Genomic DNA, 24,138 nt, shown 5'->3' on the forward strand with positions numbered 1-24,138 from the left:
GCTTTGGTTCATGCGGCGAACCACGCAGGTCATCGGGCAATCGGGTGCCTTTCTCGACGCGCTGGAACGCGCGAGCCGCGCCGCCGCGCTCGACCGTCCCGTGCTGGTGATCGGCGAGCGTGGCACGGGCAAGGAACTGGTGGCGGAGCGGTTGCACCACCTGTCTCCGCGCTGGAGCCAGTCGCTGGTCACGATGAACTGCGCGGCCCTCCCCGAAACGCTGATCGAGGCCGAGTTGTTCGGGCACGAAGCGGGTGCGTTCACCGGCGCGACCAAGGCGCGCGCCGGGCGGTTCGAGGAAGCGGACGCGGGGACGTTGTTTCTCGACGAACTCGGCACGCTGTCGATGGGTGCGCAGGAGCGGCTGCTGCGCGCGGTCGAATATGGCGAGGTGACGCGGATCGGGTCGTCGCGCGCGATGACGGTCGATGTCAGGATCGTTGCCGCCACCAACGAACATCTGCCCGACCGCGTCGACGCCGGCACGTTTCGCGCCGATCTGCTCGATCGGCTGTCATTCGAGGTGGTGACGCTGCCCCCGCTGCGCGCGCGGCGCAGCGATATTCCGGTGCTCGCCGAGCATTTCGGACGGCGAATGGCCTCGGAGCTGGGGCATGACGAATTCGTCGGCTTCGGACCCAAGGCGACCGAGGCGCTGATGGATTATCGCTGGCCGGGCAACGTACGTGAGCTGCGCAACGTGGTCGAGCGCGCGGTGTACCGCTGGGAAGAGGCGGGGCCGATCAACGCGATCGAGATCGATCCCTTCCATTCGCCCTACCGACCCGGGACTGCCAAGCCGGCGACGAGGAGCGAGACGCCGGGTGCGAAACCACGTGACCTGCCGGAGGAGGATACCCCGGTTGTGGCGTGCGAGGAGGGGCCGTCCGACTTCAAGTCGCGCGTCGCGCGGTTCGAGCGCGAACTGCTCGCGCGAACGCTCGCCGAGCATCGTTTCAACCAGCGCGCGACCGCCGAGGCACTGGGGCTGAGCTACGATCAACTACGCCACGCGCTGCGACGCCACGACCTGATCGGAGCGGTTGCGTAACGATCGCACCGGAGCCATTTGGGAGCGGTCGCGTTCACCGTCGCGAGCCCCATCAAGGAGGATTTCCATGGCTTTCGAACTGCCCCCGCTGCCATACGATTATGACGCGCTGGAGCCGGTCATCTCCAAGGAGACGATGACGTTCCACCACGACAAGCATCACGCGGCCTATACCAACAAGCTGAACGAAGGCGTCGCGGCCGACCCAAAGCTGGAAGGCAAGTCGATCGAGGAAATCCTGGGCTCGATCTCGCAGCAGCCGCCGCTCATCCGCAACAATGGCGGTGGTTACTGGAACCACGACTTCTTATGGAAGATCATGGCGCCCAAGGGTTCAACGCAGCCGTCGGGCAAGCTCAAGGAAGCGATCGACGCCTATGGCGGGCTCGACAAGCTCAAGGAAGACTTCAACACCAAGGGTGCAGGCCAGTTCGGCTCGGGCTGGGCGTGGGTGATCGCGGACAAGGACGGCGCGCTCAAGGTCACGTCGACGCCGAACCAGGACAATCCGCTGATGGACGACGCCAAGGAACCGGGCACGCCGATCCTGGGCAACGACGTGTGGGAGCACGCTTATTACCTGACCTACATGAACGACCGTCCGGGTTATCTGAAGGCGTGGTGGGACGTGGTGAACTGGGACGAGGCCGGGCGCCGCTACGAGCAGGCGGCGGGCTGAAGATCCTGACGAAGTAACAAGAAGGGCGCGCCGGGTGGCGCGTCCTTTTTCGTGTCGCTCAGCCTTCGGGCGGCAGCGGCGGCTCCTGACCCAGTTGCGCACCGTGGCGCAGCAGCATCGGCACGTTGGCGACCGCGAAGACGAGCGTGAGCGGGATCACCACCCACAATTTGTAGATCGCCCACAAATCCCACCCGCGCGACTTGCCGTACAGCGCGTAGGCACCGCGCCACACGGCCTCATTGGCGATCGCCATTGCGGCAAAGAACAGGATCCAGTTGATCGTGAGGCGCCGCCACCCGGCTTCGCTCAAGCCCGGATAGGTGCTGCCGAGCAGGTCGCGCAGCAGCGGCTTGTGCGTGACGAGGCCGCCCAGCAGCACGCCCGAGAGCAGGGCGTAGACGATCGTCGGCTTCATCTGGATGAAGCGCGCGTCGCGGAAGTACATCGTCAGTCCGCCGAACACGAGCACCAGACCGGCCGAGATCAGCAACAAGGGCGGCACGCGGCCGAGCTTGACCTTGGCGAGCACCAGCGCCGCCGCGCTCGCGATCACGAAGGCGGCTGTGGCGAGGATCACGCGCGCCATCAGCAGCATCTCGACCTGCGCCATGCCGTCGAGCGCGCGGGTGAAGTGCGACACGATTCCGCGGGCGGCAGTGGCCGGCACGAGGAAATTCACCAGGAAGAAGACGACCAGCGGGCCGTAGTCGACGAGATGCTTAATGCCGCCACCTGGCTCGGTGGTGGGGCCTGGTGTCTGCGTCGGAGCCGTGCTCACTTGCGCGGGCCCGTGTCGACGCCCGCGATGATGCGGCTGACCTCGTTGGCGTTGAACGGGCGCAGATCGTCCATCTGTTCGCCGACGCCGATCGCGTGGATGGGGAGGCCGTATCGCTCCGCCGCCGCGACCAGCACGCCGCCGCGCGCGGTGCCGTCGAGCTTGGTCATGACGAGGCCGGTGACGCCCGCCACCTCCTTGAACACCTCGATCTGGTTGAGCGCGTTCTGGCCGGTCGTCGCGTCGAGAACGAGCAGCACGTCGTGCGGCGCGGCCGGATTGAGGCGGCCGAGGACCCGGCGGATCTTGGCGAGTTCGTCCATCAGCTCGCGCTTGTTCTGCAGCCGCCCGGCGGTGTCGACGATCAGCACGTCGGTGCCGATCTCGGTCGCTTTCTTGACCGCGTCCCACACGATGCCGGCAGCGTCGCCACCCTCGGGCCCGGTGACGATCGGCACGCCGATCCGCTCGGCCCAGGTGCGAAGCTGGCCGATCGCGGCGGCACGGAAGGTGTCGCCCGCCGCCAGCATGACGGCATAATCCTGCTCCATGAACAGGTGTGCGAGTTTGGCGATCGTCGTCGTCTTGCCAGATCCGTTGACGCCGATGACGAGGATCACCTGCGGACGGGGGAACGCCTCAATCTCGATCGGTTTGGCGACCTGCGCCAGCACCTTTTCAACTTCTTCCGCCACAACGACCCGGATGCCGAGCTCCTCCATGTTGCGCTCGAACGTACCCTCGGAAAGGCGCGTGCGGACGCGCGTAGCGGTCTCGGGCCCGAGGTCGGAGGCGATCAGCGCTTCCTCGATCTCGTCGAGCGTGTCGTCGTCGAGCCGCGCGCCGCCCAGACCCGCGAGGTTGCCGACGAGGCGGTCGGAGGTGCGGCGAAAACCGCCGAGCAGCTTGTCGTGCCAGCTGGTGCTCATTCAGGAGTCCCGATCAGGTGGGTGGGGGTAGCCGCGGTGACGCGGGCGTTGACGATGGAGCCGACCGGTACGGCGGTGCCGAGCCGCAGTTCCGCAAAAGCGGGGGTGTGGCCGCGGTCGCCCGGACGCTCGATAAGGACGGGTTGAACGGTGCCGACCTGCGTGGCGAGCATAACGGCGCGGCGCCGCGTACTTGCCGTGCGCAGGGCCGCGGCGCGGGTGCGGGCGAGGTCGGGCGCGACCTGCGGCATCCGCGCGGCGGGCGTGCGGTCCCGCGGGGAGTAGGGAAAGACGTGCGCGTGAGTGATGTCCGCTTCATTCACCATCGCCAGCGTGTTGGCGTGCGCAGGCTCGCTCTCGGTTGGAAATCCCGCGATCAGATCGGCGCCGATCGTGATCTCAGGCCGCGCGGCCTTGAGCGACTGCGCGAGCGCGATCGCCTGCGCCCGGCTGTGGCGACGACGCATCCGCTTGAGGATCAGGTCATCGCCCGCCTGGAGCGAGAGATGGACGTGCGGCATGACCCGCGGTTCCTGTGTCAGCAGCGCGAAGAGGTGATCGTCGACCTCGGCGGGGTCGAGCGAGGAGAGGCGAAGGCGCTGGAGCCCGGGCACCTGCGCGAGCAGTCGCTCGACCAGCACGGGCAGGCGCGCCCCCCGATCATCGTAGCTCGTCAGGTCGACACCGCTCAGCACGACCTCGCGCTGCCCGCCCTCGACCAGTATCACGACGTGGTGGACGACCTCGCCGATCGGGTCCGACCGACTGCTGCCGCGTCCCTGTGGGATCGCGCAAAAGGTGCACGCGTGGTCGCAACCGTTCTGCACACCGACGAAGCCGCGCGTATGGCGCCGCGGCGGGGCCGTGTTGGCGCGCGGGCCCCAGGTGCTGGGCAGCAGCTTGGCGGAATTGGCGACGACGCGGTCGACCTCGGGCATCGCCTCGAACGCGGCACGATCCATGTCGGAGGCGCAGCCGGTCACGACCAGCTCGGCAGTCGGACGTTCTCGGCGCAGGCGGCGGATCGCGGCGCGGGTATCCTTCACCGCCTGATTGGTGACCCCGCAACTGTTGACCACCGCCACGTCGCGGCCGTCGCGGGTGGCGTGAACGAGTTGGCGGATCGCCTCGCTCTCGGCGATGTTGAGGCGGCAGCCCAGCGTGACGATGGGCTGGGGGGAAGCGGACATGGTGCGCGATCTAGGGTCGGGAAGCGGGCAAGTCCACGCCGGGCGCGTGCCGGACGTGAAAAGGGCGCGAATGGCATGCCACCCGCGCCCTCACACTGCCGTCAGGAAGGCAGCGTGCGATTACTCGGCAGCGACCGCGTTGGCGCGGTTGTCGCGACGCTCGGCGATACGCGCCGACTTACCCGTGCGACCGCGCAGGTAGTAGAGCTTCGCACGACGCACCGCGCCGCGGCGGACGACCGTGATCGATTCGATGTTCGGCGAGTAGAGCGGGAACACGCGCTCCACACCCTCACCGAACGAGATCTTGCGAACGGTGAAGCTGGAGCCCATCGCCTTGTTCGAACGCGCGATACACACGCCCTCGTAGTTCTGGACGCGGGTACGCTCGCCCTCGACCACGCGAACGCCGACGCGCAGCGAGTCGCCGGCGCGGAATTCGGGAATCTCGCGGGCGGCGGTCAGCTTGGCGATCTGCTCGGCTTCGAGCTGCTGAATCAGGTTCATGTATATTCAACCTTCGTCATCGTGCCGCGCGCCAGAGGGCGACTGGACCCGAGCGCCGGAGTGACGCTCCCACAGGTCCGGCCGCCGTAGCCGTGTATCGGTCTCCGCCTTCAGCTTGCGCCAGGCAGCGATCCTCGCATGATCCCCCGATCGCAGCACTTCGGGGATCGTGCGCCCTTCCCATTCGAATGGTCGAGTATAATGCGGATATTCGAGGAGGCCGCTTTCGAAGCTTTCCTCGTCCCCGCTGGAAGCCGCGCCCATTACGCCCGGAACGAGCCGGACGCAAGCGTCGAGCAGCACCAGCGCCCCCATCTCGCCGCCCGACAGGACGTAGTCGCCGATCGACACTTGCTCGATCTCGCGTGCGTGGAACAATCGCTCGTCAAACCCTTCGAATCGCCCGCACAGGATGACCGCCCCGGGACCAGTGGCGAGCGAGCGGACGCGTGCCTGGGATAGTGGAATACCCCTGGGCGTCATCGCCAGGATTGGGCGGCCGTCGCTCACCGCGTCCAGCGCGCGTGCGACCACGTCGGCACGCAGCACCATGCCCGCGCCGCCGCCTGCGGGCGTATCGTCGACGGTGCGGTGGCGATCGGTGGCGGAGTCGCGGATGTTGACCGCGTCGAGCGACCACAAACCGTTGGCAAGCGCGCGCCCGGCGAGCGCGTGGCCGAGCGGGCCGGGAAACATGTCGGGGTAGAGCGTCAGGACGGTGGCGTGAAAGGGCACGGGCTGGCTTTTCGATGAAAGATCGGTCAGCCCCTCAAGGATGGCGCGCGCGTGGTCAACCGCCCGATCGGTGCGACGCGCCGCCTGCGTAAAATAGCGATTATTGCTCGGTGACGAAGGACAGTTCTTCCGCTGGTCCGACCTTCTGTTCGCCTGCGAAGATGCGGTCGATCCGTTCCTCGATCTCTCGCCGCGGATCGCGCGAGCAGTAACGGCGCGATGGACCGATCAGCAGTTCGTCCGCGATTGCCCGTTTGACGTTGCGCAGGCCTTCTTCGCTCAGCGCATTCGTTTTGCGCAGCTCGATGCACAATTGGATCAGGCCGACCGCAGTCGCCTGCGCGCGCAGACCGACGTTGGTCACGTCGTGATGAAGCTGTTTCTGCTTGTCGGATGGGTGGCCCACGCATCGTCTCCTTCGGTCTGTGGCGCGCTCGTGCGGCGGCTTGGCGAAAGTAAAGCATGAAACGCGGGCGGTGTTCAATGCGCGCGCCGGTGGACTGTGAGGGACGCGCGCCTCGACGAGGTTGCCTGCGCGTCGCCGATCGGCTAGGGCGCATCCACGTTCCATTGGTGAACGCTTGAGCAACGCGCCCGCTGCGGCGCACGCTGGCCGGCGAGGTTTCGCCCGCCGGCGCTTTTGCGTTTGGCGGTAGGCGGGTTTGGCCGGGTCGATCAGCGATGGTGCCGGCGGAAGGAATTGGGATGTTCGAGAGCCTCAGCGATCGTCTTGGTGGAGTGTTCGACCGGCTGCGCGGCCGTGGCGCGCTGACCGAGGCCGACGTGCGTCAGGCGATGCGCGAGGTCCGCATCGCGCTGCTCGAAGCCGACGTGGCGCTGCCCGTCGCGCGTCAGTTCGTCGACAAGGCGACCGAGGCGGCGATCGGGCAGAACGTGCTCCGCTCGGTCACGCCGGGCCAGCAGGTCGTCAAGATCGTCAACGACGCACTGGTCGAGATGCTGGGCGGCGACGACGCGGAAGCGGCCGAACTCAAGCTCGACGTCGCGCCGCCCGCGGTCGTGATGATGGTTGGCCTGCAAGGATCGGGCAAAACGACCACCACCGCCAAGATCGCGCGGCGGCTGTCCAAGGGTTCGATCACCGGGCGTGCAACCAAGAAGGTGCTGATGGCGTCGTTGGACGTCAATCGCCCGAATGCGCAGGAGCAGCTGGCGACACTGGGCACCCAGGTCGAGGTGGCGACGCTGCCGATCGTGCCGGGGCAGCAGCCGGTCGACATCGCCCGGCGCGCGCTACAGGCGGCGAAGCTGCAGGGCTTCGACGTGCTGATGCTCGACACCGCGGGTCGCCTGCATGTCGATCAGGCGCTAATGGACGAGATGAAGGCGGTGGCCGAGGTCACGACGCCGAACGAGATCCTGCTCGTCGTTGACTCGCTGACCGGCCAGGACGCGGTCAACGTCGCGCAGAACTTCTCCGAACAGGTGCCGCTGACGGGCGTGGTGCTGACGCGCATGGACGGCGACGCGCGCGGTGGTGCCGCGCTGTCGATGCGCGCGGTCACCGGCAAGCCGATCAAGTTCGCGGGCGTGGGCGAAAAGATGGACGCGCTGGAAGCGTTCCAGCCGAGCCGCGTCGCTGGCCGCATTCTGGGCATGGGCGACGTCGTCAGCCTGGTGGAGCGCGCTGCGGAGGCGATCCAGCAGGAAGATGCCGAGCGGATGACCGCGCGGCTCGCCAAGGGTCAGTTCGACATGAACGACCTGCGCGCGCAGCTCAGCCAGATGCAGCGGATGGGCGGTCTCGGCGCGCTGGCCGGCATGCTGCCGGGCATGAAAGGCGCGCAAAAGGCGATGCAGTCGGGCGCGGTGGACGAGAAGATCCTGCTGCGCATGGACGCGATGATCACCTCGATGACCGCCAAGGAGCGCGCCAAGCCCGAGCTGATCAATGCCAAGCGCAAGATCCGCATTGCCAAGGGTTCCGGCACCAACGTGCAGGAAGTCAACAAACTGTTGAAGATGCACCTGGAAATGCAGACCGCCATGAAGAAGATCAAGAAGATGGGCGGGATGAAGGGTTTGCTGGGGATGCTCGGCAAGGGCGGCCTCGGCGGGCTCGGCAACGCGCTGGGCGGTGCGGAACTCGGCGACATGATGTCCAAGGCGGGCGGACCGGGCGGCAGCCTGGCGGGCATGCCGGGGCTGCCGGGGGCCAAGGGGCTGCCGGGCGCCGGTCCGGGCGGGCTGCCGGGGCTGCCCGGCGGGTTCAAGTTCAAGAAGTAAGTTTCACGTGCCCGCTGCGGCGGGCGTTCAAAGTCGAAGAAGGAAGAAGACTAACATGGCACTGAGCATTCGTTTGTCGCGTGGTGGTTCCAAGAAGCGTCCTTACTACCGCATCGTCGTCGCCGACGCGCGGTCCCCGCGTGACGGCAAGTTCATCGAGAAGATCGGCAACTACAACCCGCTGCTCGGCAAGGACGACGAGAAGCGCGTGGTGCTCGATGCCGAGCGCGCGAAGCACTGGATCGGCGTCGGCGCGCAGCCGACCGATCGTGTCGCCCGCTTCCTCGACAAGGCCGGGGTGAAGGAGCGCGCCGCGCGCAACAATCCGACCAAGGGCAAGCCCGGCGAGAAGGCGACCGAGCGCGCCGAGGAGCGTACGGAGAAGCTGAAGGCAGCGCAGGAAGCCGCCAACGCTCCGGCCGAAACCGAGGCAGCGGAAGCCTGAGCCCAGATTGGCGCTGTGTCGACCGGTCGGTGTTCGCACCGGCCGGCACCGGATCGGACATCGTGCGTTCCCTTGTTATCACGAGAGGAGCATGCCTTGACCGATCCCGACCAGCGCACGCAGTCAGACGACCATGAAGACGCCACGAACCAGGGGGCATCGTCCACCGAGCCAGCAGAAGGCGCCGACGATGCCCCCGGCGGCGACGACGGCTCCCCAGCCGCCGCGTGAACCGAGTTCCTCGGCGGCACCTGCGCGAGCGGTACCGCCGGGGCAGGTTGTGCTTGCCGCGATCATCGGTGCACACGGCGTCGGCGGCGAGGTGAAACTGAAGGTCTTTGCCGAGCAGTTGGAGGCGCACCGGTCGTTCAACGACGGTGCGCTTAACCTCGTGTCGTTGCGCAACGGGACGATCGCGCGCTTCAAGGAAGTCGCCGATCGCAATGCTGCCGAGGCGATGCGCGGTACCGTGTTGAGTGTGCCGCGCGATGCGCTGCCGCCGCTCGCAGAGGGCGAATATTATCATGCCGATCTGATCGGACTCGCGGCTGCCTCGACTGAGGGCGAACCGCTAGGCCACGTCGTCGCCGTGGAGAATTTCGGTGCGGGCGACGTGATCGAGATCGAGCGTCCACCCGTTGATGGACGACCGGGCAAGCGCTTCATGGTGCCGATGAGCGCGGTGCCGGAGTGGGATGACACGCGGTTGGTGATCGAGGCGGCGTTTGTGGAGTGAGCGCAAATCGCGCTCGATCGGGCGAAGCGCTGCGCACCCGTCGTCTCCGGACATGACGCGGGAACACCTTTTTTGGTTCAGTACGACAGCGTAGGTCGCCTCGGATCAACTACGTCGGGGCGATCACCACCTAGCCTGGGTCACCGCCAGAGCGGCTTCTGTTCGCTCAGCATGTTGCGGATCGTTGTTGCTGCGACACCGGCCTCGCCCATTGCGTGGCTGATCTGGTCCAGCCCCTTCACGACATCACCGGCGGCGAACAGGCCGGGGATGCTGGTACGCTGGTGGTCGTCGACCTCCAGACAGCCGGTGTCGGTCGCCGCCGCGCCCGCTTTGACCGCGAGGCGCGAGCGGATGCGTGAACCAAGCGCGGGGTAGACGCTGTCGAACGCCATACGTCCGCGCGCGGTATCGAAGGCGAGTTGTTCCCCCTCGATCGCGTAATTGCCGCACGGACCGTTGACGCGCGCGATGCCGGCCTCGTCGAGCTTGGCGGCGCACGCGGGGTCGAGCGCGTGCTCGGCCTCGGGCGCGATCAGCGTCACGTCGCGCGTATAGCTGCGCAGGAACAAAGCCTCGCGTGAGCCGTGGTCGCCCGTGCCGATCACGCCGACCTTCTTGTCGGTTACCTCGTAGCCGTCGCAGACCGGGCAATAGCGCAGCAGGCCACGTTCGAGCGCCAGGTCGTGGACGTCGGGCAGCAGGTGGCGCGGGCGATGGTTGACGACGCCCGTCGCCAGCAGGACGGCGCGGGCACGGTAGCTGCCGTCCTCGGTCTCCAAAGCGAAGCCGTCGTTGTCACGACGGAGCTGCTCGACGCGAACGCCCTGGCGATGGACGCCGTACTTCTCGGCCTGTTCGAGCATCAGCGCGAGCAGTTCCTTGCCCGCGATACCGTCCGGGTAGCCGGCGTGATTGCGCGTACACGGGATCATCGCCGCGCGGCTCGATCCGCTGTCGAACAGCCGCACGCGCAGGTGATAGCGCGCGAGATAGATTGCGGCGGTCAGCCCCGCGGGGCCACCGCCGATGATGATGCAATCGTCCTCGGTCATCGCGCGGGCAACACGGCGTAACGATTACGGTTCCGTCTGCGCATCGGATAGCGCCGGGTGGTCTATCGCCGACGCGGTCGCTAATCGGGCAGGAGACAAGCCGCAGCAGCGCGGCGCGGAGGATGAGATGCGGTCATGGTGGAGCGTGAGTGTGGCGGCAGCGGCGATCGCGTGCGCGAGCGGAGGCAGCGCGGTGGCCGCTGATCGTGCGGGCGTGACGCGAGGCCACAAGGCCGAAGCGAGCGCATCGACGCTGACGCTGGCGCGGGTGTTCGGCAGCCCCGATCTCGCCGGACCGCAACCGCAGTCGCTGCGGCTGTCGCCCGACGGCACGCTGCTGACCTCGGTGCGCAACCGCGCCGACGAGCGGCAGCGCTATGATCTGTGGGCGCTCGACACCAGGACGGGTGCGGAGCGGATGCTGGTCGACAGCAAGAAGCTGGGCAGCGGTGCCGAATTGTCCGAAGCCGCCAAGATGCAGCGCGAGCGCGATCGCTCGCTCACTGGCAAGACCGGCGTGCTGCAATATGACTGGTCACCCGACGGGCAGAGCCTGCTGGTGCCGATCGACGGCGAATTGTTCTTGGCCGGGCGCGACGGCAACGCGCGCAAGCTGGAGGGAACGCAGGGCGCGCTCAACCCGACGATCAGCCCGCGCGGGCGCTACATCGCGTTCGTGCGCGACCAGAATTTGCAAGTCGCGCCGCTCGCCGGCGGTGCCGCGAAGACGGTGACGAAGGGCGGCGCGGGCACCGTCCACTGGGGCGAGGCCGAGTTCGTCGCGCAGGAGGAAATGGACCGCCGGACAGGGTACTGGTGGTCGCCCGACGAGCGCTACATCGCGGTCGAGCGCTTTGACGAGGCGCCGGTCCATGTCGCGACGCGCGCCTCGATCGGCGCGTCGGGGACGAGCATCTACCAGCAGCGCTATCCCGCGGCAGGGACGCCCAACGCGATCGTCGATCTCTATATGATGAAGCCCGACGGATCGGGGCAGGTGAAGGTCGACCTCGGCACCGATCCCGACATCTATCTGGCGCGGGTCGACTGGACGCCCGATGGCTCGGCGCTGCTCGTCCAGCGCGAGAACCGCGCTCAGACGCGGCTCGACATGCTGCGCGTCGACCCGGCGACGGGCAAGTCGAGCGTCATGTTCACCGAACAGGCGGGTGCCAAGAGCTGGATCAACCTGACCGACGCATACCGCGTGCTGGGCGACGGCAGCGTGCTGTGGCGCTCCGAACGCGACGGGTTCGGGCATCTGTGCCTGTGGCGCGCCGGCGCGTGGCAGCAGTTGACGAGCGGGCCGTGGGTCGTGACCGGGTTGGTCGCGGTCGACGAGGCGGCGGGGCGTGTCTACTTCCTCGCCAACAAGGACGATGTGCTGGAGCAGCAGCTCTACGCGCTGGACATGAAGTCCCGCGCGATCACACGGCTGACCGAGCGCGGCTGGTGGAATGCGGCGACCGCGGACGGATCGGGGACGCGGTTCATCGTGACCCGGTCGAACCCGCAGCAACCGGCGCAGACCTACCTCGCGGACGCGAGCGGCAAGCGCGTCGCGTGGATCAACGAGAACCGTGTCGCGGGCGATCACCCATACGCGCCGTTCGTGGCGGCGCACCGCCCGACCGAGTTCGGCACGTTGAAGGCCGCGGACGGGACGCCGCTCTACTGGCAGATGATCACGCCCAAGCTGGAGAAAGGGCGCCGCTACCCGGTGTTCTTCCAGCATTACGGTGGGCCGCACAGCCAGCAAGTGATGCGCAATTGGAACGGCGCGTTGGCGCAATATCTGGTGAGCCAGGGCTGGATTTTCTTCCAGCTCGACAATCGCGGCTCGATCAATCGCGGCAAGGCGTTCGAGGACACGATCTATCACGCGATGGGTACGGTCGAGGTCGAGGATCAGAAGGCCGGGGCGGATTATCTGAAAACGCTGCCGTTCGTCGCGCCCGACAAGATCGCGACCTACGGCTGGTCGTACGGGGGATATATGTCGGTCAAGATGCTGGAAAAGACGCCGGGCGTGTACGCCGCCGCGGTGGCCGGCGCGCCGGTGACCGACTGGCGATTGTACGACACGCATTACACCGAACGCTACATGGGCGATCCGCGGCAGGTGCCCGAGGCTTATTCTGCGTCGGGCGCGATTGCGGACGCGGCCAAGATCCGCGACCCGCTGCTGCTGATCCATGGCATGGCGGACGACAACGTGTTTCTCGACAACTCGACCAAGCTGGCGGCCGAGTTGCAGAAGACCGCGACACCGTTCGAGATGATGATGTACCCGGGCCAGACGCACCGCGTCGGCGGTCCAGGCATCAGCGAGCATCTGTGGACGACGATCCTGAACTTCCTCGACCGCACGGTGAAGAACAAGCGGGCGGCCGCGAAGGATGCGGCCAAGTAAAGCTTGGTTGGCGACGCCAAGTCGGGCGGCTAGAGCCGCGGCGAGTTATTGAGGGGTGCGGTTGATGGGTTACCGGGTGGTGGTTGCGGGTGCGACCGGGAATGTCGGGCGCGAGATGGTCAACATCCTGGCCGAGCGGCAGTTTCCCGCCGACGAGATCGCGGTGCTGGCATCGTCGCGCAGCCAGGGCGACCAGATCGAGTATGGCGACACCGGGCGCATGCTCAAGGTGCAGAACATCGAGCATTTCGATCCCGCTGGGTGGGACATGGCGCTGTTCGCGATCGGAAGCGAGGCGACGCAGGTCTACGCGCCCAAGTTCGCGGCGGCGGGATGCACCGTGATCGACAATTCGTCGCTGTACCGCATGGACCCGGACGTGCCATTGATCGTGCCGGAGGTGAACGCCGACGCAATCGACGGGTATCGCGCCAAGAACATCATCGCCAACCCGAACTGCTCGACCGCGCAGATGGTGGTGGCGCTGAAGCCACTGCACGATGCCGCGACGATCAAGCGCGTCGTGGTCGCAACCTATCAGTCCGTCTCGGGCGCGGGCAAGGTCGGCATGGACGAGCTGTTCGAGCAGAGCCGCAACATCTTCGTCGGTGATCCGGCCGAAGCGAAGAAGTTCACCAAGCAGATCGCGTTCAACGTCATTCCGCACATCGACAGCTTCCTCGACGACGGGTCGACGAAGGAAGAATGGAAGATGGTGGTCGAGACCAAGAAGATCCTGGGTGCCAAGATCAAGGTAACCGCGACCTGCGTGCGCGTGCCCGTCTTCGTCGGCCATTCCGAGGCGCTGAACGTCGAGTTCGAGAACGAGATCTCCGCCGAGGAAGCGCAGCGTATCCTGCGCGAGGCACCGGGCGTGCTGCTCGTCGACAAGCGCGAGGACGAGGGATACATCACGCCGGTCGAGGCAGCGGGCGACGATGCGACCTACGTCAGCCGCGTGCGTGAGGACCCGACGGTCGACAATGGCCTGTCCTTGTGGTGCGTCAGCGACAATCTGCGCAAAGGCGCCGCCCTGAACGCGGTGCAGATCGCCGAGCTGCTCGGACGGCGGCACCTGAAGAAGGCGGACTGATCCCCATGCGGCGCGCAGCGGCGGGGTTGATCGTGCTCCTCGCCGCGTCCGCGTGCCAGCCCAATCCGCGCAACGAGATCGCAGCGATCGCCGACGCTGCGATGGAGGAGGTCGCGCGGACCGCGCCGGGGCAGAAGCTCTGCGTCAACCGTGTCATCGCGCCGTGGCAGCCGGCTGATGAAATGCGGCGCGTCGACCCACCTGCGCCGCCCGGATACACTGACCTCTACGCACAAGGCACCTTCCGCGGCGGAGGCGGCATCAAAGACGCGACGATCGGCGGCGTTCCCATCAGCACCGCGGCCGCTTGCTTCGACCTGCGCGGCCCGCTCGTCAGCGGGGACCGCGCGATGATCGAGGTGCATCTGCCGGGCACGGGGCTCAACGTCTGGGAACGGCGCACCGATGGCGTCTGGCGCGTGGTAACGACGACGACGAGCATCTATCCCGGCTGACCGGCATGGGCGCTTGGCCGGGGGCGCTTCGCGGAGGATATGCTGATGGGTGAGCAGATGGCGGGCGGGTGCCAGTGCGGGCGGGTTCGCTACACCGCGCAGGTGGAGGGTGACGACGCGTACCTGTGCCACTGCCGGATGTGCCAGCGCGCGACCGGCGGTGTGGCGGCCGCATACAAGCAGGTGATGCGCGACGCGGTCACATGGACGCGCGAGCCCGACCGGTTCGCCTCCTCACCGATCGCGCGGCGTGGGTTCTGCTCGGCATGCGGCACGCCGCTGACGTTCGAATATGTCGATGGCCCAGCGGACGGACGGCCGGCGAAGATCGATCTGACGCTGGGCAGCTTCGACGATCCGTCGCGTTTTCGCCCGACGTCGCATTTCGGCTGGGAAAGCCATCACGCGGCGTGGCTCGACACCGCGGACTTGCCACGGCTGCGCAGCGACGAATATCAGCCGCTCGTCGCCAAATGGGAGAATGCGCGTGACGGGTAACGAGATCGAGCCGCAGTTCTTCGATAGCTTCGACGGCACGCGTGTCGCGTGGCGAGAACTGGGCGAGGGGCGGCCGGTGGTGCTGATCCACGGCTATTTCTCCGACGCGAAAACCAACTGGCTGCGCTACGGCCACGCCGCGGCGATCGCGGCGGAAGGTTTCCGCGTCATCATGCCCGACCTGCGCGGTCACGGCCACAGCGCCAAGCCACACGATGCGGCGCGCTATCCGGCGGACGCGCTGATGCGTGACGGACTGGCGCTGGTCGCGCATCTGGGGCTCACCGACTACGACCTGGGCGGCTATTCGCTCGGCGCGCGCACGACCGTCAGGATGCTGGCGAACGGGGCGACGCCCGCGCGCGTCGTGCTGTCTGGGATGGGGCTGGCGGGGATCACCTCGACGGCAGGGCGGGGCGGCTATTTCCGCAACGTGCTGACCAATCTCGGCAGCTTCGAGCGCGGCAGCCGCGAGTGGCTGACCGAGGCGTTCCTCAAGACCACCAAGGGCGACCCGGAAGCGCTCCTGCGCGTGCTCGACACCTTTGTCGACACACCGCGCGCCGCGCTCAGGGCGATCACGCAACCGGTCCTGGTCGCGGCCGGCGCGGATGACGACGACAACGGATCGGCGCAGGAGCTTGCTGACGCACTGCCCAACGGCCGTTACGCCGAGGTGCCCGGCAACCACATGAGCGCGGTGACCAAAGCCGAGCTGGGTCAGGTGATCGCGGCGTTCCTGCGGCGTTAGCCGCACGACCGCGGCGGGAGCCGGCCGCCGTTACGCGTGACGAATGCCGAGCTGGTGATGAGTGACGAGTGACGGCGCGGCGCTCGCTCCGGCTCAGGACGTTTTAGGCACGCCCGCGTCGGGGATCGTATTCTCATCCGCGATCCCGGCTTCGAACGATTGCGACGCGTCGGTACCATCGGGCTGGTGCGCGCTGACGCTGGGCGTTGCCGCGCCAGGCTGCTTCGCCGCACCCGGCAGGAGTGCTGGCTGATAGCCCTTCGATTTGGCGGATGAGCTACGCAGCGACAGCAAGGCGGCGGTTGCCGCCGCACCGATCGCGGCCACTCCACCCGCGATCGCAGCAGCACCCCATTTGCCGCCGACCTTGTCGGTCATTTTGGCGGCGGTGGTCGTCGCTTTCTTCGCGTTCGAGCGGGTACGGCGTGCGGCGGTCTTTGCCACCTTGGCCGCGCGTTCTTCGGCCTCGGCGACGGCCTCGCTGACCTCATGCGCAGTTTCAGCCACGCGGGTCTTGGCGGCGGGTTTCGCCGCGGGCTTGGGCGTGCTTCGCTTGGTTGAGCGCGGTTTCGGCGGCGCCTTCGCCGGCTTGGTGGGAGTTTGCGTCTCAGCGTCGGTCCTGGCCGGCGCCTTGGGCTTTCCGGCAGGCTTCGCCGCCGTCGTCTTGCGCGGTGCGCGACGGCGCGGCGTCGCAGGAGCCGGGTTGCTCGGCGGCGGGGTCGGGGTGTCGCTCTCGTCGGCCATGGTCAGCTCCCAGCAGAAATGATTCCGCCTGCGTAACGCATGGCCGGACGTGGGTTTCCGCTGCCGCGTGCCAACCAAGATCAAGCGCTGGTCCTCAGCGGAACGGCGGCTCGTTGAATGCGCGCAGCTTGCGGCTGTGAAGCCGGTCTCCCTCGCGGCGCAGTTCCTCGCACGTTTCGATGCCGATCCGCATGTGTTCGCTGATCGCGCGTTCGTAGAAGCGGTTGGCCTGACCCGGCAATTTCAACTCGCCGTGCAGGGGCTTGTCGGAGACGCACAGGAGCGTGCCGTAGGGAACGCGGAAGCGGTATCCTTGAGCGGCGATCGTCGCCGACTCCATGTCGATCGCGACCGCGCGGCTGAGCGAGAAGCGCAGCGCCGAGCGGGCGTAGCGCAGCTCCCAGTTGCGGTCGTCGGTGGTGACGATGGTGCCGGTGCGCAGACGCCGCTTCAATTCCTCGCCCGACTGGCCCGAGATCGTCTCAGCGGCGCGGGCGAGCGCCTGCTGAACCTCGGCGATGGCGGGGACCGGGATCTCGGGCGGCAGCATGTCGTCGAGCACATGGTCGTCGCGCAGATAGGCGTGCGCCAGGACATAGTCGCCGATCCGCTGGCTGGGGCGCAGCCCGCCGCAGTGGCCGATCATCAGCCATGCCTCCGGTCGCATGACCGCGAGATGGTCGCAGATCGTCTTGGCATTTGAAGGGCCGACGCCGATGTTGACGAGCGTGATGCCGGTGCGATCGTCGGCCATCAGATGATAGGCCGGCATCTGCAACCGCCGCCACGCGCTGTCGTCGAGCATGGCGGGATCGTCGCCGGCGCGGAACATGACGCCGCCCGGGCCCGAGAGCGCGGTGAAGCGCGAGTTGCCGCCGACCTGTGCCGCGGCCCAACGGACGAACTCGTCGACGTATCGGTGGTAATTGGTGAACAGCACGTAGCGCTGGACGTGCTCGGGCGGAGTGCCGGTATAATGGCGCAGTCGCGCGAGGCTGAAATCGGTGCGCAGCCCGTCGAATAGCGCGAGCGGGCGCGTGCCGTCGAACGATGCCCACAGGCCGTCGGCGATCTCGTCGCCGATGTACGCGAGCTCGGTGGTCGGGAACCAGCGCGCGAGCTCGGCGGCGGACACTTGGTCGAGGCTCAAGGCGCTGCCGGCGTCGAGCACGTAGGGGAAGGGGATCTCCTGCCGTCCCGGCACCGCGTCGACCTGGACCTCGTAATCCTCGATCAGGAAGGTCAATTGCTCTACGAGGTAATCGCGGAACAGATCGGGCTTGGTCACGCTGATCCGGTACTCGCCTGGTGTGACGAGGCGGCCGAACGAGCGCGGCGGCGCGGTGCGCGACGGCGCGCCCGAGAAGCGGATACGGATTTCGGGATAAGCGAACGAGCCGTCCTTGCGCCACGCCGGGTCGGGCTCGGTGCGATCGGCGATATAGGCAGCAACGGCGGTTTTCAGCCGTTCGACCGAGGCGGTGTAGAGGCGGTCCAGTTCGCGGACGATGTCGGCAGCAGTCATCACCAGCGATTATGCCCGGTGTGTTGCGCTTTCAAGTCCGCTAGCCGAACAAAGCGGGCGGCGCGTTGACGCCGCCCGCTGCCTCGCCGCCGTTGATCAGAGCTGGCCGAGCATGTGATCGGCGGAACTGACGCTGAACTCGCCCGGACCCTCGACGTTCAATTGCTCGACCGTGCCGTCGTTGACGACCATCGAATAACGCTGGCTGCGCTTGCCCATGCCGAACTTGCTGCCGTCCATCGTGAGGCCCAGCGCTTCCGCGAAGTCGCCGTTGCCGTCCGCCAGCATCGTCACACCGTCAGCGTTCGACGATTTCGACCACGCGCCCAGCACGAATGGATCATTGACCGAGGTGCACACGATTTCGTCGATGCCTTTGGCCTTCAGGTCGGCATCCTTGTCGACGAAGCCGGGCAGGTGCTTGGCCGAGCACGTGGGGGTGAATGCACCGGGGACCGCGAACAGCGCGACGCGCTTGCCCTTGAAGTAATCGCCCGTGTCGACCGGCTCGGGGCCTTCGGCGGTCATCTTGGTGAGCTTTACCTGCGGCAGTCGCTCGCCGACGCTGATCGTCATGTTCGTGTTACTCCTGTGAGATCGGTGACCACGCTGTCGCGCGGGGGATCAGCTAACACAAGTCTTGGCGCACGCGCGTGCACGTGCCTAGACTATGTGGATGGAAGAGACGCGCTATCTGACCGGACAGTTCCTGCTCGCCATGCCGGGGATCGGCGATCCGCGCTTTGAACATTCGGTGATCGCGATGTGCAGCCACGACGAGGACGGCGCGCTGGGGATCGGTGTTGGCGTGACGATCAACGGCCTGGGCCTCCACGACGTGCTGGAACAGCTCGAGATCGCGCCGGGCGCTGCACCTAACGCGCCGGTGCATTTCGGTGGCCCGGTAGAGGCGCGGCGCGGGTTCGTGCTCCACTCGACCGACTGGGGCGGGCAGGACACCCTGTCGGTCGCGGGGCGCTGGTCGTTGTCGAGCACGCTCGACGTGCTGCGCGCGATCGCCGGCGGGACGGGGCCGTCGCGCTGGATCGTCGCACTCGGTTACGCGGGCTGGGGCGCGGGGCAGCTCGATGAGGAATTGACGCGACACGGCTGGCTCAACGTTGCCGACGACGACGCGATGCTGTTCGAGACGCCGGCGGAGGAGCGCTGGCGACGTGGCTTCCGGGTGGCGGGCGTCGATCCGCGCTTGCTGGGGTTTGAAGGAGGGCGGGCTTAGGTGCTGCTCTGTAGAGGCTCGCGACGCGGGAGTTAATCCCGCGTCGTCGGTCGGCGCTTGGGCGCCGCCGGCCGGTCGAGTGCGGTCGGCCTAGCCCTTGGGCTGGCTGACCTCACTCGACATATAAAGATATCTTTATATTTGCCCGGTCGCGCTGGCGTCGCTAAAGCGCCCGGCATGTCGTCCGGTGCGTGTGTTCACCTTGGGCGGCCTCACACGATTGGAGAAACGCCGTGGCGACCGCCCCCGTTTTGGACAACAACGATTACGTCATCGCAGACATCGGCCTCGCCGATTTCGGTCGCAAGGAGATCGAGATTGCCGAAACCGAGATGCCGGGTCTGATGGCACTGCGCGAGGAGTTCGGCGCGTCGCAGCCGCTCAAGGGCGCGCGGATCACCGGCTCGCTCCACATGACGATCCAGACCGCGGTGTTGATCGAGACGCTGACCGCGCTCGGTGCCGACGTGCGCTGGGCGACGTGCAACATCTTCTCGACCCAGGATCATGCGGCGGCCGCGATCGCGGCGGCAGGCATTCCGGTGTTCGCGGTCAAGGGCGAGAGCCTGGCCGATTACTGGGATTATGTCGGTAACATCTTCGACTGGGATGACGGCAACGGCCAGACCGCCAACATCATCCTCGACGACGGCGGCGACGCCACGATGTTCGCGCTCTGGGGTGCGAAGCTCGAGCGCGGTGAGAGCTTGGGCGAGCCCGAGAACGCCGAAGAGGTCGAGTTCCAGCGCGCGCTCAAGGCATTTATCGCCAAGAAGCCGGGTTACCTTACCGAGACGGTCAAGAACCTCAAGGGCGTGTCGGAAGAGACGACGACCGGCGTCCACCGTTTGTACGAGATCGCGAAGAAGGGCGAGCTGCCGTTCCCCGCGATCAACGTCAACGACTCGGTGACCAAGTCGAAGTTCGACAATCTGTACGGCTGCAAGGAATCGCTGGTCGACGCGATCCGTCGGGCGACTGACGTGATGCTGGCGGGCAAGGTCGCGTGCGTTGCGGGCTTCGGTGACGTCGGCAAGGGTTCGGCGCAGAGCTTGCGCAACGGCGGCGCGCGCGTGATGGTGACCGAGATCGACCCGATCTGCGCGCTTCAGGCCGCGATGGAAGGCTTCGAGGTCGTGACGATGGATGAGGCGGTCAAGCGCGCCGATATCTTCTGCACCGCAACCGGCAACGCCGACGTCATCACCGCCGATCACATGAAGGCGATGAAGCCGATGTCGATCGTGTGCAACATCGGCCACTTCGACAGCGAGATCCAGATTGCGGCGCTCGACAATTACGAGTGGACCGAGGTCAAGCCGGGCACTGACTTGGTTAAGTTCCCCGATGGCAAGCAGATCATCATCCTGGCGAAGGGCCGGTTGGTGAACCTGGGTTGTGCGACCGGCCACCCGTCGTTCGTCATGTCGGCGAGCTTCACCAACCAGACGCTCGCGCAGATCGAGCTGTGGACCAAGGGTGAGAACTATCAGAACCAGGTCTACGTCCTGCCCAAGCACCTCGACGAAAAGGTCGCGGCGCTGCACCTGGAGAAGCTGGGCGTGAAGCTGTCGCAACTGACCCCGAAGCAGGCGGGCTACATCGGCGTGCCGGTGGAAGGCCCGTTCAAGCCGGATCATTACCGTTACTGATCACCAGCATACACGCTGGCGCTTAGGAAGGGCGGGGCTTCGGCTCCGCCCTTTTTCGTTCCCGCTTATTTGTTTCGGTCGCGAGCAAAAAAAAGGCGCCGCGGTTCGATCCGCGGCGCCTTTTCAAATACCCGATCGGGTGCGGCTCAGAAGCTGAGGCGGAACCCAGCATAGTAGCGGCGGCCAAGCGGATCGTACGCGCTGGTATAGGTATCCTGACCCGCATCCGAGCCGATGTCCGCGACGAACGGAGGCTTGTTGTTCAGGAGGTTGAACCCGCCGACGTAGAACTCGAAATTGTCGGCCGTCCGGAAACGCAGCTGCGAGTCGAGGTAGAATTGCGGACGGACGCGGTACGCGATGTTGCTGCCCGGCCGTGCACCGGTGAACTGATCGTCCAGGCTAGCCTGGCCCAGCCACGTGCCCGTAACCGTCAGGCCAACGCCGTCGAGGTCGTAACCGGACACGACCGTGAAGCGGTCGCGCGATGCGCCGAGCTCACCCGCGAAATAGTCACGCTCGGCACCCGGAGCCGGGATAGTATAGCCGCTGATCAGGTGCGTGTACGAGCCCTTCAGGTTCAGATTACCTGCCAGCCCGAGATTAGCGAGGTTGGTGCGCCAGTCCACGACCACGTCGAGGCCCGACGTCTTCACGCCGCCGCTGTTCACCGGCGAGGTGTTGACCTCGTCCAATGATCCAGCGCTGTTGGGCCCAACCGGAGCAGCACGACGGACGATCAGATCGCAGAATTGCTGCAGGCCTCCATTGTAGCACTGGTTCAGGATGAACTGCAGCGGCGTGCTGACGATCGCGTCCTTGATGCGGATGTTATAATAATCAACCGTGACTACGAGGTTGCGCAGTCCCGCAATCGAGCGCGGGTTGATTACGACACCGGCGGTAAAGGAGTCGCCCTTTTCTTCCTGAAGAGCCGGGTTGCCGCCGCCAAAGCTGGTGATCCCCTGCAGATCGGCCTGATTGCCCGTGAACGCGCCGTTCGCCGCGATGTTGGCGGCAACGCCCGCGGCCGCGCGGCACTGCGTGCCCAGCGTGCCCGCCGTGTTGGCGGTAACGCCCAGACACGGATCCTGCAGACCCGATGGGAAATCCTGCTGCGCCGGTTGGAACAGCTCATTGATGTTCGGCGCCCGCACCGAACGCGCCTGCATCACGCGGAAGCGAACATCCTGGATCGGTGCCCATTCACCGCCGTAATTGTAGCTGACCGTCGTGCCGATCGTCGAATAGTCCGATACGCGCACCGCGCCCCGGATCGACAGCGAATGAAAGAAAGGCCGATCCTGCAGCAGCGGAACGATCGTCTCGCCGAACCCTTCGAACAGGTGAAAGCTGCCCCGCGTCGACGGAAGCGCGTTGTTGCCGTTCAGGCCTTGTTGCGTCAGCAGATCGAACGCGTTTGAGCTCGTCTCGCGGCGATATTCCCCACCAACGCTGAACCCGATCGGGTCGGCGCCGAAGAGCGAGAACAGCTTGCCCGAAACGTTGCCGCCAGCGACCGTCTGCGTCACCTTGGAGTCAAGCGTCGTTGGCGCCTCGATATATGCCGCAGCGGGTGCGAGGCTGTTGATGCCGAACAGGTTGGCCGGCACGCAGCCATCGGCACGCGCAGCCGCATCCACGCATTCGATCGCGCCCGTTACCGGGTTACGATAGGAATTCAGCGCCTGCAGGAAACGGCGGCTGTCGTACTGTCCGCTGCCGACCTGACTGTCCTTGGTCTGGCCGTAGATGCCGTACACTTCGTAGCTGAACTGTTCGGTCGCGCCGAATTTGCCGTTCGCACCGCCCGCGATGCGGAACAAGTCGCGGTTTGAGCGGCTGGTCCGTGGCCCGAAATCAGCCAAGCGTCGATCAAAATAGATGTCGCGGTAACCGTCGCCGTCCGTGTCGGTCGCCGCATTATAGATCGCATCGGGGACGAACGGATTGCGACCGAACTGATTCTCGACGTTGATGTTGCCGCCGTTCGACAGGTTCACGAGATCGGAAGACAACGGGAACGGCTCGATTTCCGTATTCGCCTTCGTCTTCGCGTAATTGCCCTCGACGAAAAGGTTCAGCGCTGACGACACTTCGAAGTTACCGCGCATGGCGGCCGTGTACCGCTCGACCGGAACCGCCAGGTACCGGAAGTCGGAACGATTGAAGCCGCCGCAGCTAACGTCGGTGCAGTCGCGCAACACGTTGTCGTTGCCGTAGCTGAAGGTGCGATCGCCCGCGTAGAAGCGGCCACCCGGTGTGAAGCCCGACAGCAGCTCGACCGGCGTGAAAAGGTCGGCGTCGAGGCCGGTCAGATTGGCAAGGCTGGTGCGATCAACGGCGCTCGAGCCTGCCTCGGTGGAGCGATCGCGTTTCAACACGGTGCCCTGCTTCGAATAGCCGCCGAACACCATGATGTTACCGCGACCGTCGGCGAAGTTCTTGCCCGCCAGCAGGTTGACCTGACGATCGAAACCATCGCCGTACTGCGAAATCCCGGTCTGCGCGTCGAGCTGCAGGCCGTCGAACTTGGTCTTGTAGACAAAGTTAACGACGCCTGCGACCGCGTCCGATCCGTACACCGCCGAAGCGCCACCGGTCAGGGTATCGATACGTTCGATGAACTGCGTCGGAATGACGTTCAGGTCGACCGCCTGGCTGCCCGGCAGCCCCGAGACGAAGCGTCGACCGTTGACCAGGACCAACGTGCGGTCCTCGCCAAGGTTACGCAGGTTGACCGTTGCGATGCCAGCGCCCTGGGTCGAAAAGCTCGAATTGGTGCGGCTGACGCTCGGAACGCCAAAGGTCGGATTCTGCAGCAGCACGTCCTGAACGTTGATGACGCCGGACTGTTGGATCTGTGCCGCACCGATTACCTGCAGCGGTGACGCAGCCGTCGCCGACGGTGACGCGATACGCGACCCGGTGACGACGATATCGCCTGCGGGCTCGTCGCCCTGACCAGCGGCTCCGTTTGCCTCCGCGGCGGGGTCCGTCGTGCTTGTGGTCGTGGCATCTTGAGCGTTAACACCGCCTTGCCCCTGCGTCGCATCGGGTGCCGACGCCTCTGCTTCGCTCGCCGCGCCAGTCTGCGCGGCGCGTGCCGGGTTTGCTGCGTCCTGCGCGAAGCTCGGCGTGGCAACCAGCGTAGCGCCAGCCAGAAGAGTGGTGGCCAGCAGACGCTGGCGTGAAGACGATATCATCGAAATCCTCTCGAATACCTTGAACGGCAGTCGGGCAGCATCGCTGACCGATGGGTTCGCCCCGCGTTTATGCGCGCCGGTCAGAAGAGGATAGGTACGGCAACATCACTGCCCGTAATAACTTACAAATGTGACGATCGTGCAACACCTGCCAACAGCACGCCGCATTCTTGCTGGGGTGAGGCAAGCGGGATAGGGCTGTCATGATG

24 protein-coding genes are annotated in these 24,138 nt (G+C 66.2%); 13 read left to right on the forward strand and 11 right to left on the reverse strand.

Annotation, left to right across the window (positions count from 1 at the left end):
* Positions 1-10 precede the first annotated feature (10 nt).
* Positions 11-1,051, forward strand: a complete 1,041-nt coding sequence (gene pspF, locus Q0579_RS14205) for a phage shock protein operon transcriptional activator (RefSeq protein WP_298813493.1) — start codon at positions 11-13, stop codon at positions 1,049-1,051.
* Positions 1,052-1,118: 67 nt separating this feature from the next.
* Complete coding sequence (locus tag Q0579_RS14210; RefSeq protein ID WP_298813495.1) at positions 1,119-1,730, forward strand: superoxide dismutase; 612 nt, start codon at positions 1,119-1,121, stop codon at positions 1,728-1,730.
* A 58-nt stretch (positions 1,731-1,788) separates the two neighbouring features.
* Here Q0579_RS14210 and Q0579_RS14215 read toward each other — a convergent pair whose 3' ends face one another.
* From Q0579_RS14215 to Q0579_RS14240, 6 genes are all read right to left on the reverse strand, one after another.
* Positions 1,789-2,511, reverse strand: coding sequence for a septation protein IspZ (locus Q0579_RS14215; RefSeq protein WP_298813497.1), 723 nt, complete (start codon positions 2,509-2,511; stop codon positions 1,789-1,791).
* Entirely contained in the window at positions 2,508-3,440 is a 933-nt protein-coding gene (gene ftsY / locus Q0579_RS14220; RefSeq protein ID WP_298813499.1) for a signal recognition particle-docking protein FtsY, read from the reverse strand. Before ftsY ends, Q0579_RS14215 begins: the two co-directional genes overlap by 4 nt.
* On the reverse strand, positions 3,437-4,630 hold the full coding sequence (locus tag Q0579_RS14225; RefSeq protein WP_298813501.1) for a MiaB/RimO family radical SAM methylthiotransferase: 1,194 nt from the start codon (positions 4,628-4,630) through the stop codon (positions 3,437-3,439). The genes ftsY and Q0579_RS14225 overlap by 4 nt, the downstream gene beginning before the upstream one ends.
* Positions 4,631-4,750: 120 nt before the next feature.
* Positions 4,751-5,137: a 50S ribosomal protein L19 gene (gene rplS / locus Q0579_RS14230; protein WP_298813503.1), complete on the reverse strand. Its 387-nt coding sequence runs from the start codon at positions 5,135-5,137 to the stop codon at positions 4,751-4,753.
* Positions 5,138-5,143: 6 nt separating this feature from the next.
* Positions 5,144-5,872 (reverse strand): tRNA (guanosine(37)-N1)-methyltransferase TrmD, encoded by a 729-nt coding sequence (gene trmD / locus Q0579_RS14235; RefSeq protein WP_298813505.1) that lies wholly within the window; start codon positions 5,870-5,872, stop codon positions 5,144-5,146.
* Positions 5,873-5,972: 100 nt separating this feature from the next.
* On the reverse strand, positions 5,973-6,278 hold the full coding sequence (locus Q0579_RS14240) for a hypothetical protein (RefSeq protein ID WP_298813507.1): 306 nt from the start codon (positions 6,276-6,278) through the stop codon (positions 5,973-5,975).
* Between the two features lie 299 nt (positions 6,279-6,577).
* On the opposite strand from Q0579_RS14240, the gene ffh reads away from it, so the two are divergent.
* From ffh to rimM, 4 genes are all read left to right on the forward strand, one after another.
* Positions 6,578-8,119, forward strand: a complete 1,542-nt coding sequence (gene ffh / locus Q0579_RS14245) for a signal recognition particle protein (RefSeq protein WP_298813509.1) — start codon at positions 6,578-6,580, stop codon at positions 8,117-8,119.
* A 55-nt stretch (positions 8,120-8,174) separates the two neighbouring features.
* On the forward strand, positions 8,175-8,564 hold the full coding sequence (gene rpsP / locus Q0579_RS14250) for a 30S ribosomal protein S16 (RefSeq protein WP_298813511.1): 390 nt from the start codon (positions 8,175-8,177) through the stop codon (positions 8,562-8,564).
* Between the two features lie 96 nt (positions 8,565-8,660).
* A complete protein-coding gene (locus Q0579_RS14255) occupies positions 8,661-8,795 on the forward strand; it encodes a hypothetical protein (protein ID WP_298813513.1) in 135 nt (44 codons plus the stop codon).
* 49 nt (positions 8,796-8,844) lie between these two features.
* Complete coding sequence (gene rimM / locus Q0579_RS14260) at positions 8,845-9,300, forward strand: ribosome maturation factor RimM (RefSeq protein WP_298813515.1); 456 nt, start codon at positions 8,845-8,847, stop codon at positions 9,298-9,300.
* A gap of 140 nt (positions 9,301-9,440) precedes the next feature.
* On the opposite strand, the gene Q0579_RS14265 is transcribed toward rimM, so the two are convergent.
* Positions 9,441-10,355: an NAD(P)/FAD-dependent oxidoreductase gene (locus Q0579_RS14265; RefSeq protein ID WP_298813517.1), complete on the reverse strand. Its 915-nt coding sequence runs from the start codon at positions 10,353-10,355 to the stop codon at positions 9,441-9,443.
* Between the two features lie 127 nt (positions 10,356-10,482).
* Between Q0579_RS14265 and Q0579_RS14270 the strand changes: the two genes are divergently transcribed.
* From Q0579_RS14270 to Q0579_RS14290, 5 genes are all read left to right on the forward strand, one after another.
* A complete protein-coding gene (locus Q0579_RS14270; RefSeq protein ID WP_298813519.1) occupies positions 10,483-12,768 on the forward strand; it encodes a DPP IV N-terminal domain-containing protein in 2,286 nt (761 codons plus the stop codon).
* A 64-nt stretch (positions 12,769-12,832) separates the two neighbouring features.
* On the forward strand, positions 12,833-13,861 hold the full coding sequence (locus Q0579_RS14275) for an aspartate-semialdehyde dehydrogenase (RefSeq protein ID WP_298813521.1): 1,029 nt from the start codon (positions 12,833-12,835) through the stop codon (positions 13,859-13,861).
* Between the two features lie 5 nt (positions 13,862-13,866).
* Positions 13,867-14,316: a hypothetical protein gene (locus Q0579_RS14280; RefSeq protein ID WP_298813523.1), complete on the forward strand. Its 450-nt coding sequence runs from the start codon at positions 13,867-13,869 to the stop codon at positions 14,314-14,316.
* Positions 14,317-14,361: 45 nt separating this feature from the next.
* Positions 14,362-14,814, forward strand: a complete 453-nt coding sequence (locus Q0579_RS14285; RefSeq protein WP_298813524.1) for a GFA family protein — start codon at positions 14,362-14,364, stop codon at positions 14,812-14,814.
* A complete protein-coding gene (locus Q0579_RS14290; RefSeq protein WP_298813526.1) occupies positions 14,798-15,565 on the forward strand; it encodes an alpha/beta hydrolase in 768 nt (255 codons plus the stop codon). Before Q0579_RS14285 ends, Q0579_RS14290 begins: the two co-directional genes overlap by 17 nt.
* A gap of 93 nt (positions 15,566-15,658) precedes the next feature.
* On the opposite strand, the gene Q0579_RS14295 is transcribed toward Q0579_RS14290, so the two are convergent.
* The 3 genes from Q0579_RS14295 to Q0579_RS14305 form a co-directional block, all read right to left on the reverse strand.
* A complete protein-coding gene (locus tag Q0579_RS14295; RefSeq protein ID WP_298813529.1) occupies positions 15,659-16,309 on the reverse strand; it encodes a hypothetical protein in 651 nt (216 codons plus the stop codon).
* A gap of 94 nt (positions 16,310-16,403) precedes the next feature.
* A complete protein-coding gene (locus Q0579_RS14300) occupies positions 16,404-17,834 on the reverse strand; it encodes an AMP nucleosidase (protein WP_298813531.1) in 1,431 nt (476 codons plus the stop codon).
* A 96-nt stretch (positions 17,835-17,930) separates the two neighbouring features.
* Entirely contained in the window at positions 17,931-18,410 is a 480-nt protein-coding gene (locus Q0579_RS14305; RefSeq protein WP_298813533.1) for a peroxiredoxin, read from the reverse strand.
* Positions 18,411-18,510: 100 nt separating this feature from the next.
* Here Q0579_RS14305 and Q0579_RS14310 point away from each other — a divergent pair, with 100 nt between their 5' ends.
* Both Q0579_RS14310 and ahcY read left to right on the forward strand, forming a co-directional pair.
* Complete coding sequence (locus Q0579_RS14310) at positions 18,511-19,071, forward strand: YqgE/AlgH family protein (RefSeq protein WP_298813535.1); 561 nt, start codon at positions 18,511-18,513, stop codon at positions 19,069-19,071.
* A 251-nt stretch (positions 19,072-19,322) separates the two neighbouring features.
* A complete protein-coding gene (gene ahcY / locus Q0579_RS14315) occupies positions 19,323-20,723 on the forward strand; it encodes an adenosylhomocysteinase (RefSeq protein WP_298813748.1) in 1,401 nt (466 codons plus the stop codon).
* A 146-nt stretch (positions 20,724-20,869) separates the two neighbouring features.
* On the opposite strand, the gene Q0579_RS14320 is transcribed toward ahcY, so the two are convergent.
* Positions 20,870-23,929, reverse strand: a complete 3,060-nt coding sequence (locus Q0579_RS14320; protein WP_298813537.1) for a TonB-dependent receptor — start codon at positions 23,927-23,929, stop codon at positions 20,870-20,872.
* Between the last annotated feature and the right edge of the window lie 209 nt (positions 23,930-24,138).

Source organism: uncultured Sphingomonas sp. (assembly GCF_936927845.1).
Taxonomy (GTDB): domain Bacteria; phylum Pseudomonadota; class Alphaproteobacteria; order Sphingomonadales; family Sphingomonadaceae; genus Sphingomonas.

What these genes read in the sequence shown, in the direction of transcription:
- Q0579_RS14320 (WP_298813537.1), bottom strand. Translation starts at nt 23,929, where the DNA reads ATGATATCGTCTTCACGCCAGCGTCTGCTGGCCACCACTCTTCTGGCT.
- Q0579_RS14285 (WP_298813524.1), top strand. Translation starts at nt 14,362, where the DNA reads ATGGGTGAGCAGATGGCGGGCGGGTGCCAGTGCGGGCGGGTTCGCTAC.
- Q0579_RS14265 (WP_298813517.1), bottom strand. Translation starts at nt 10,355, where the DNA reads ATGACCGAGGACGATTGCATCATCATCGGCGGTGGCCCCGCGGGGCTG.
- Q0579_RS14280 (WP_298813523.1), top strand. Translation starts at nt 13,867, where the DNA reads ATGCGGCGCGCAGCGGCGGGGTTGATCGTGCTCCTCGCCGCGTCCGCG.
- Q0579_RS14270 (WP_298813519.1), top strand. Translation starts at nt 10,483, where the DNA reads ATGCGGTCATGGTGGAGCGTGAGTGTGGCGGCAGCGGCGATCGCGTGC.
- Q0579_RS14275 (WP_298813521.1), top strand. Translation starts at nt 12,833, where the DNA reads ATGGGTTACCGGGTGGTGGTTGCGGGTGCGACCGGGAATGTCGGGCGC.
- Q0579_RS14290 (WP_298813526.1), top strand. Translation starts at nt 14,798, where the DNA reads ATGCGCGTGACGGGTAACGAGATCGAGCCGCAGTTCTTCGATAGCTTC.
- rpsP (WP_298813511.1), top strand. Translation starts at nt 8,175, where the DNA reads ATGGCACTGAGCATTCGTTTGTCGCGTGGTGGTTCCAAGAAGCGTCCT.
- ffh (WP_298813509.1), top strand. Translation starts at nt 6,578, where the DNA reads ATGTTCGAGAGCCTCAGCGATCGTCTTGGTGGAGTGTTCGACCGGCTG.
- Q0579_RS14210 (WP_298813495.1), top strand. Translation starts at nt 1,119, where the DNA reads ATGGCTTTCGAACTGCCCCCGCTGCCATACGATTATGACGCGCTGGAG.
- pspF (WP_298813493.1), top strand. Translation starts at nt 11, where the DNA reads ATGCGGCGAACCACGCAGGTCATCGGGCAATCGGGTGCCTTTCTCGAC.
- ftsY (WP_298813499.1), bottom strand. Translation starts at nt 3,440, where the DNA reads ATGAGCACCAGCTGGCACGACAAGCTGCTCGGCGGTTTTCGCCGCACC.
- Q0579_RS14305 (WP_298813533.1), bottom strand. Translation starts at nt 18,410, where the DNA reads ATGACGATCAGCGTCGGCGAGCGACTGCCGCAGGTAAAGCTCACCAAG.
- Q0579_RS14300 (WP_298813531.1), bottom strand. Translation starts at nt 17,834, where the DNA reads ATGACTGCTGCCGACATCGTCCGCGAACTGGACCGCCTCTACACCGCC.
- rplS (WP_298813503.1), bottom strand. Translation starts at nt 5,137, where the DNA reads ATGAACCTGATTCAGCAGCTCGAAGCCGAGCAGATCGCCAAGCTGACC.
- Q0579_RS14310 (WP_298813535.1), top strand. Translation starts at nt 18,511, where the DNA reads ATGGAAGAGACGCGCTATCTGACCGGACAGTTCCTGCTCGCCATGCCG.
- Q0579_RS14225 (WP_298813501.1), bottom strand. Translation starts at nt 4,630, where the DNA reads ATGTCCGCTTCCCCCCAGCCCATCGTCACGCTGGGCTGCCGCCTCAAC.
- Q0579_RS14295 (WP_298813529.1), bottom strand. Translation starts at nt 16,309, where the DNA reads ATGGCCGACGAGAGCGACACCCCGACCCCGCCGCCGAGCAACCCGGCT.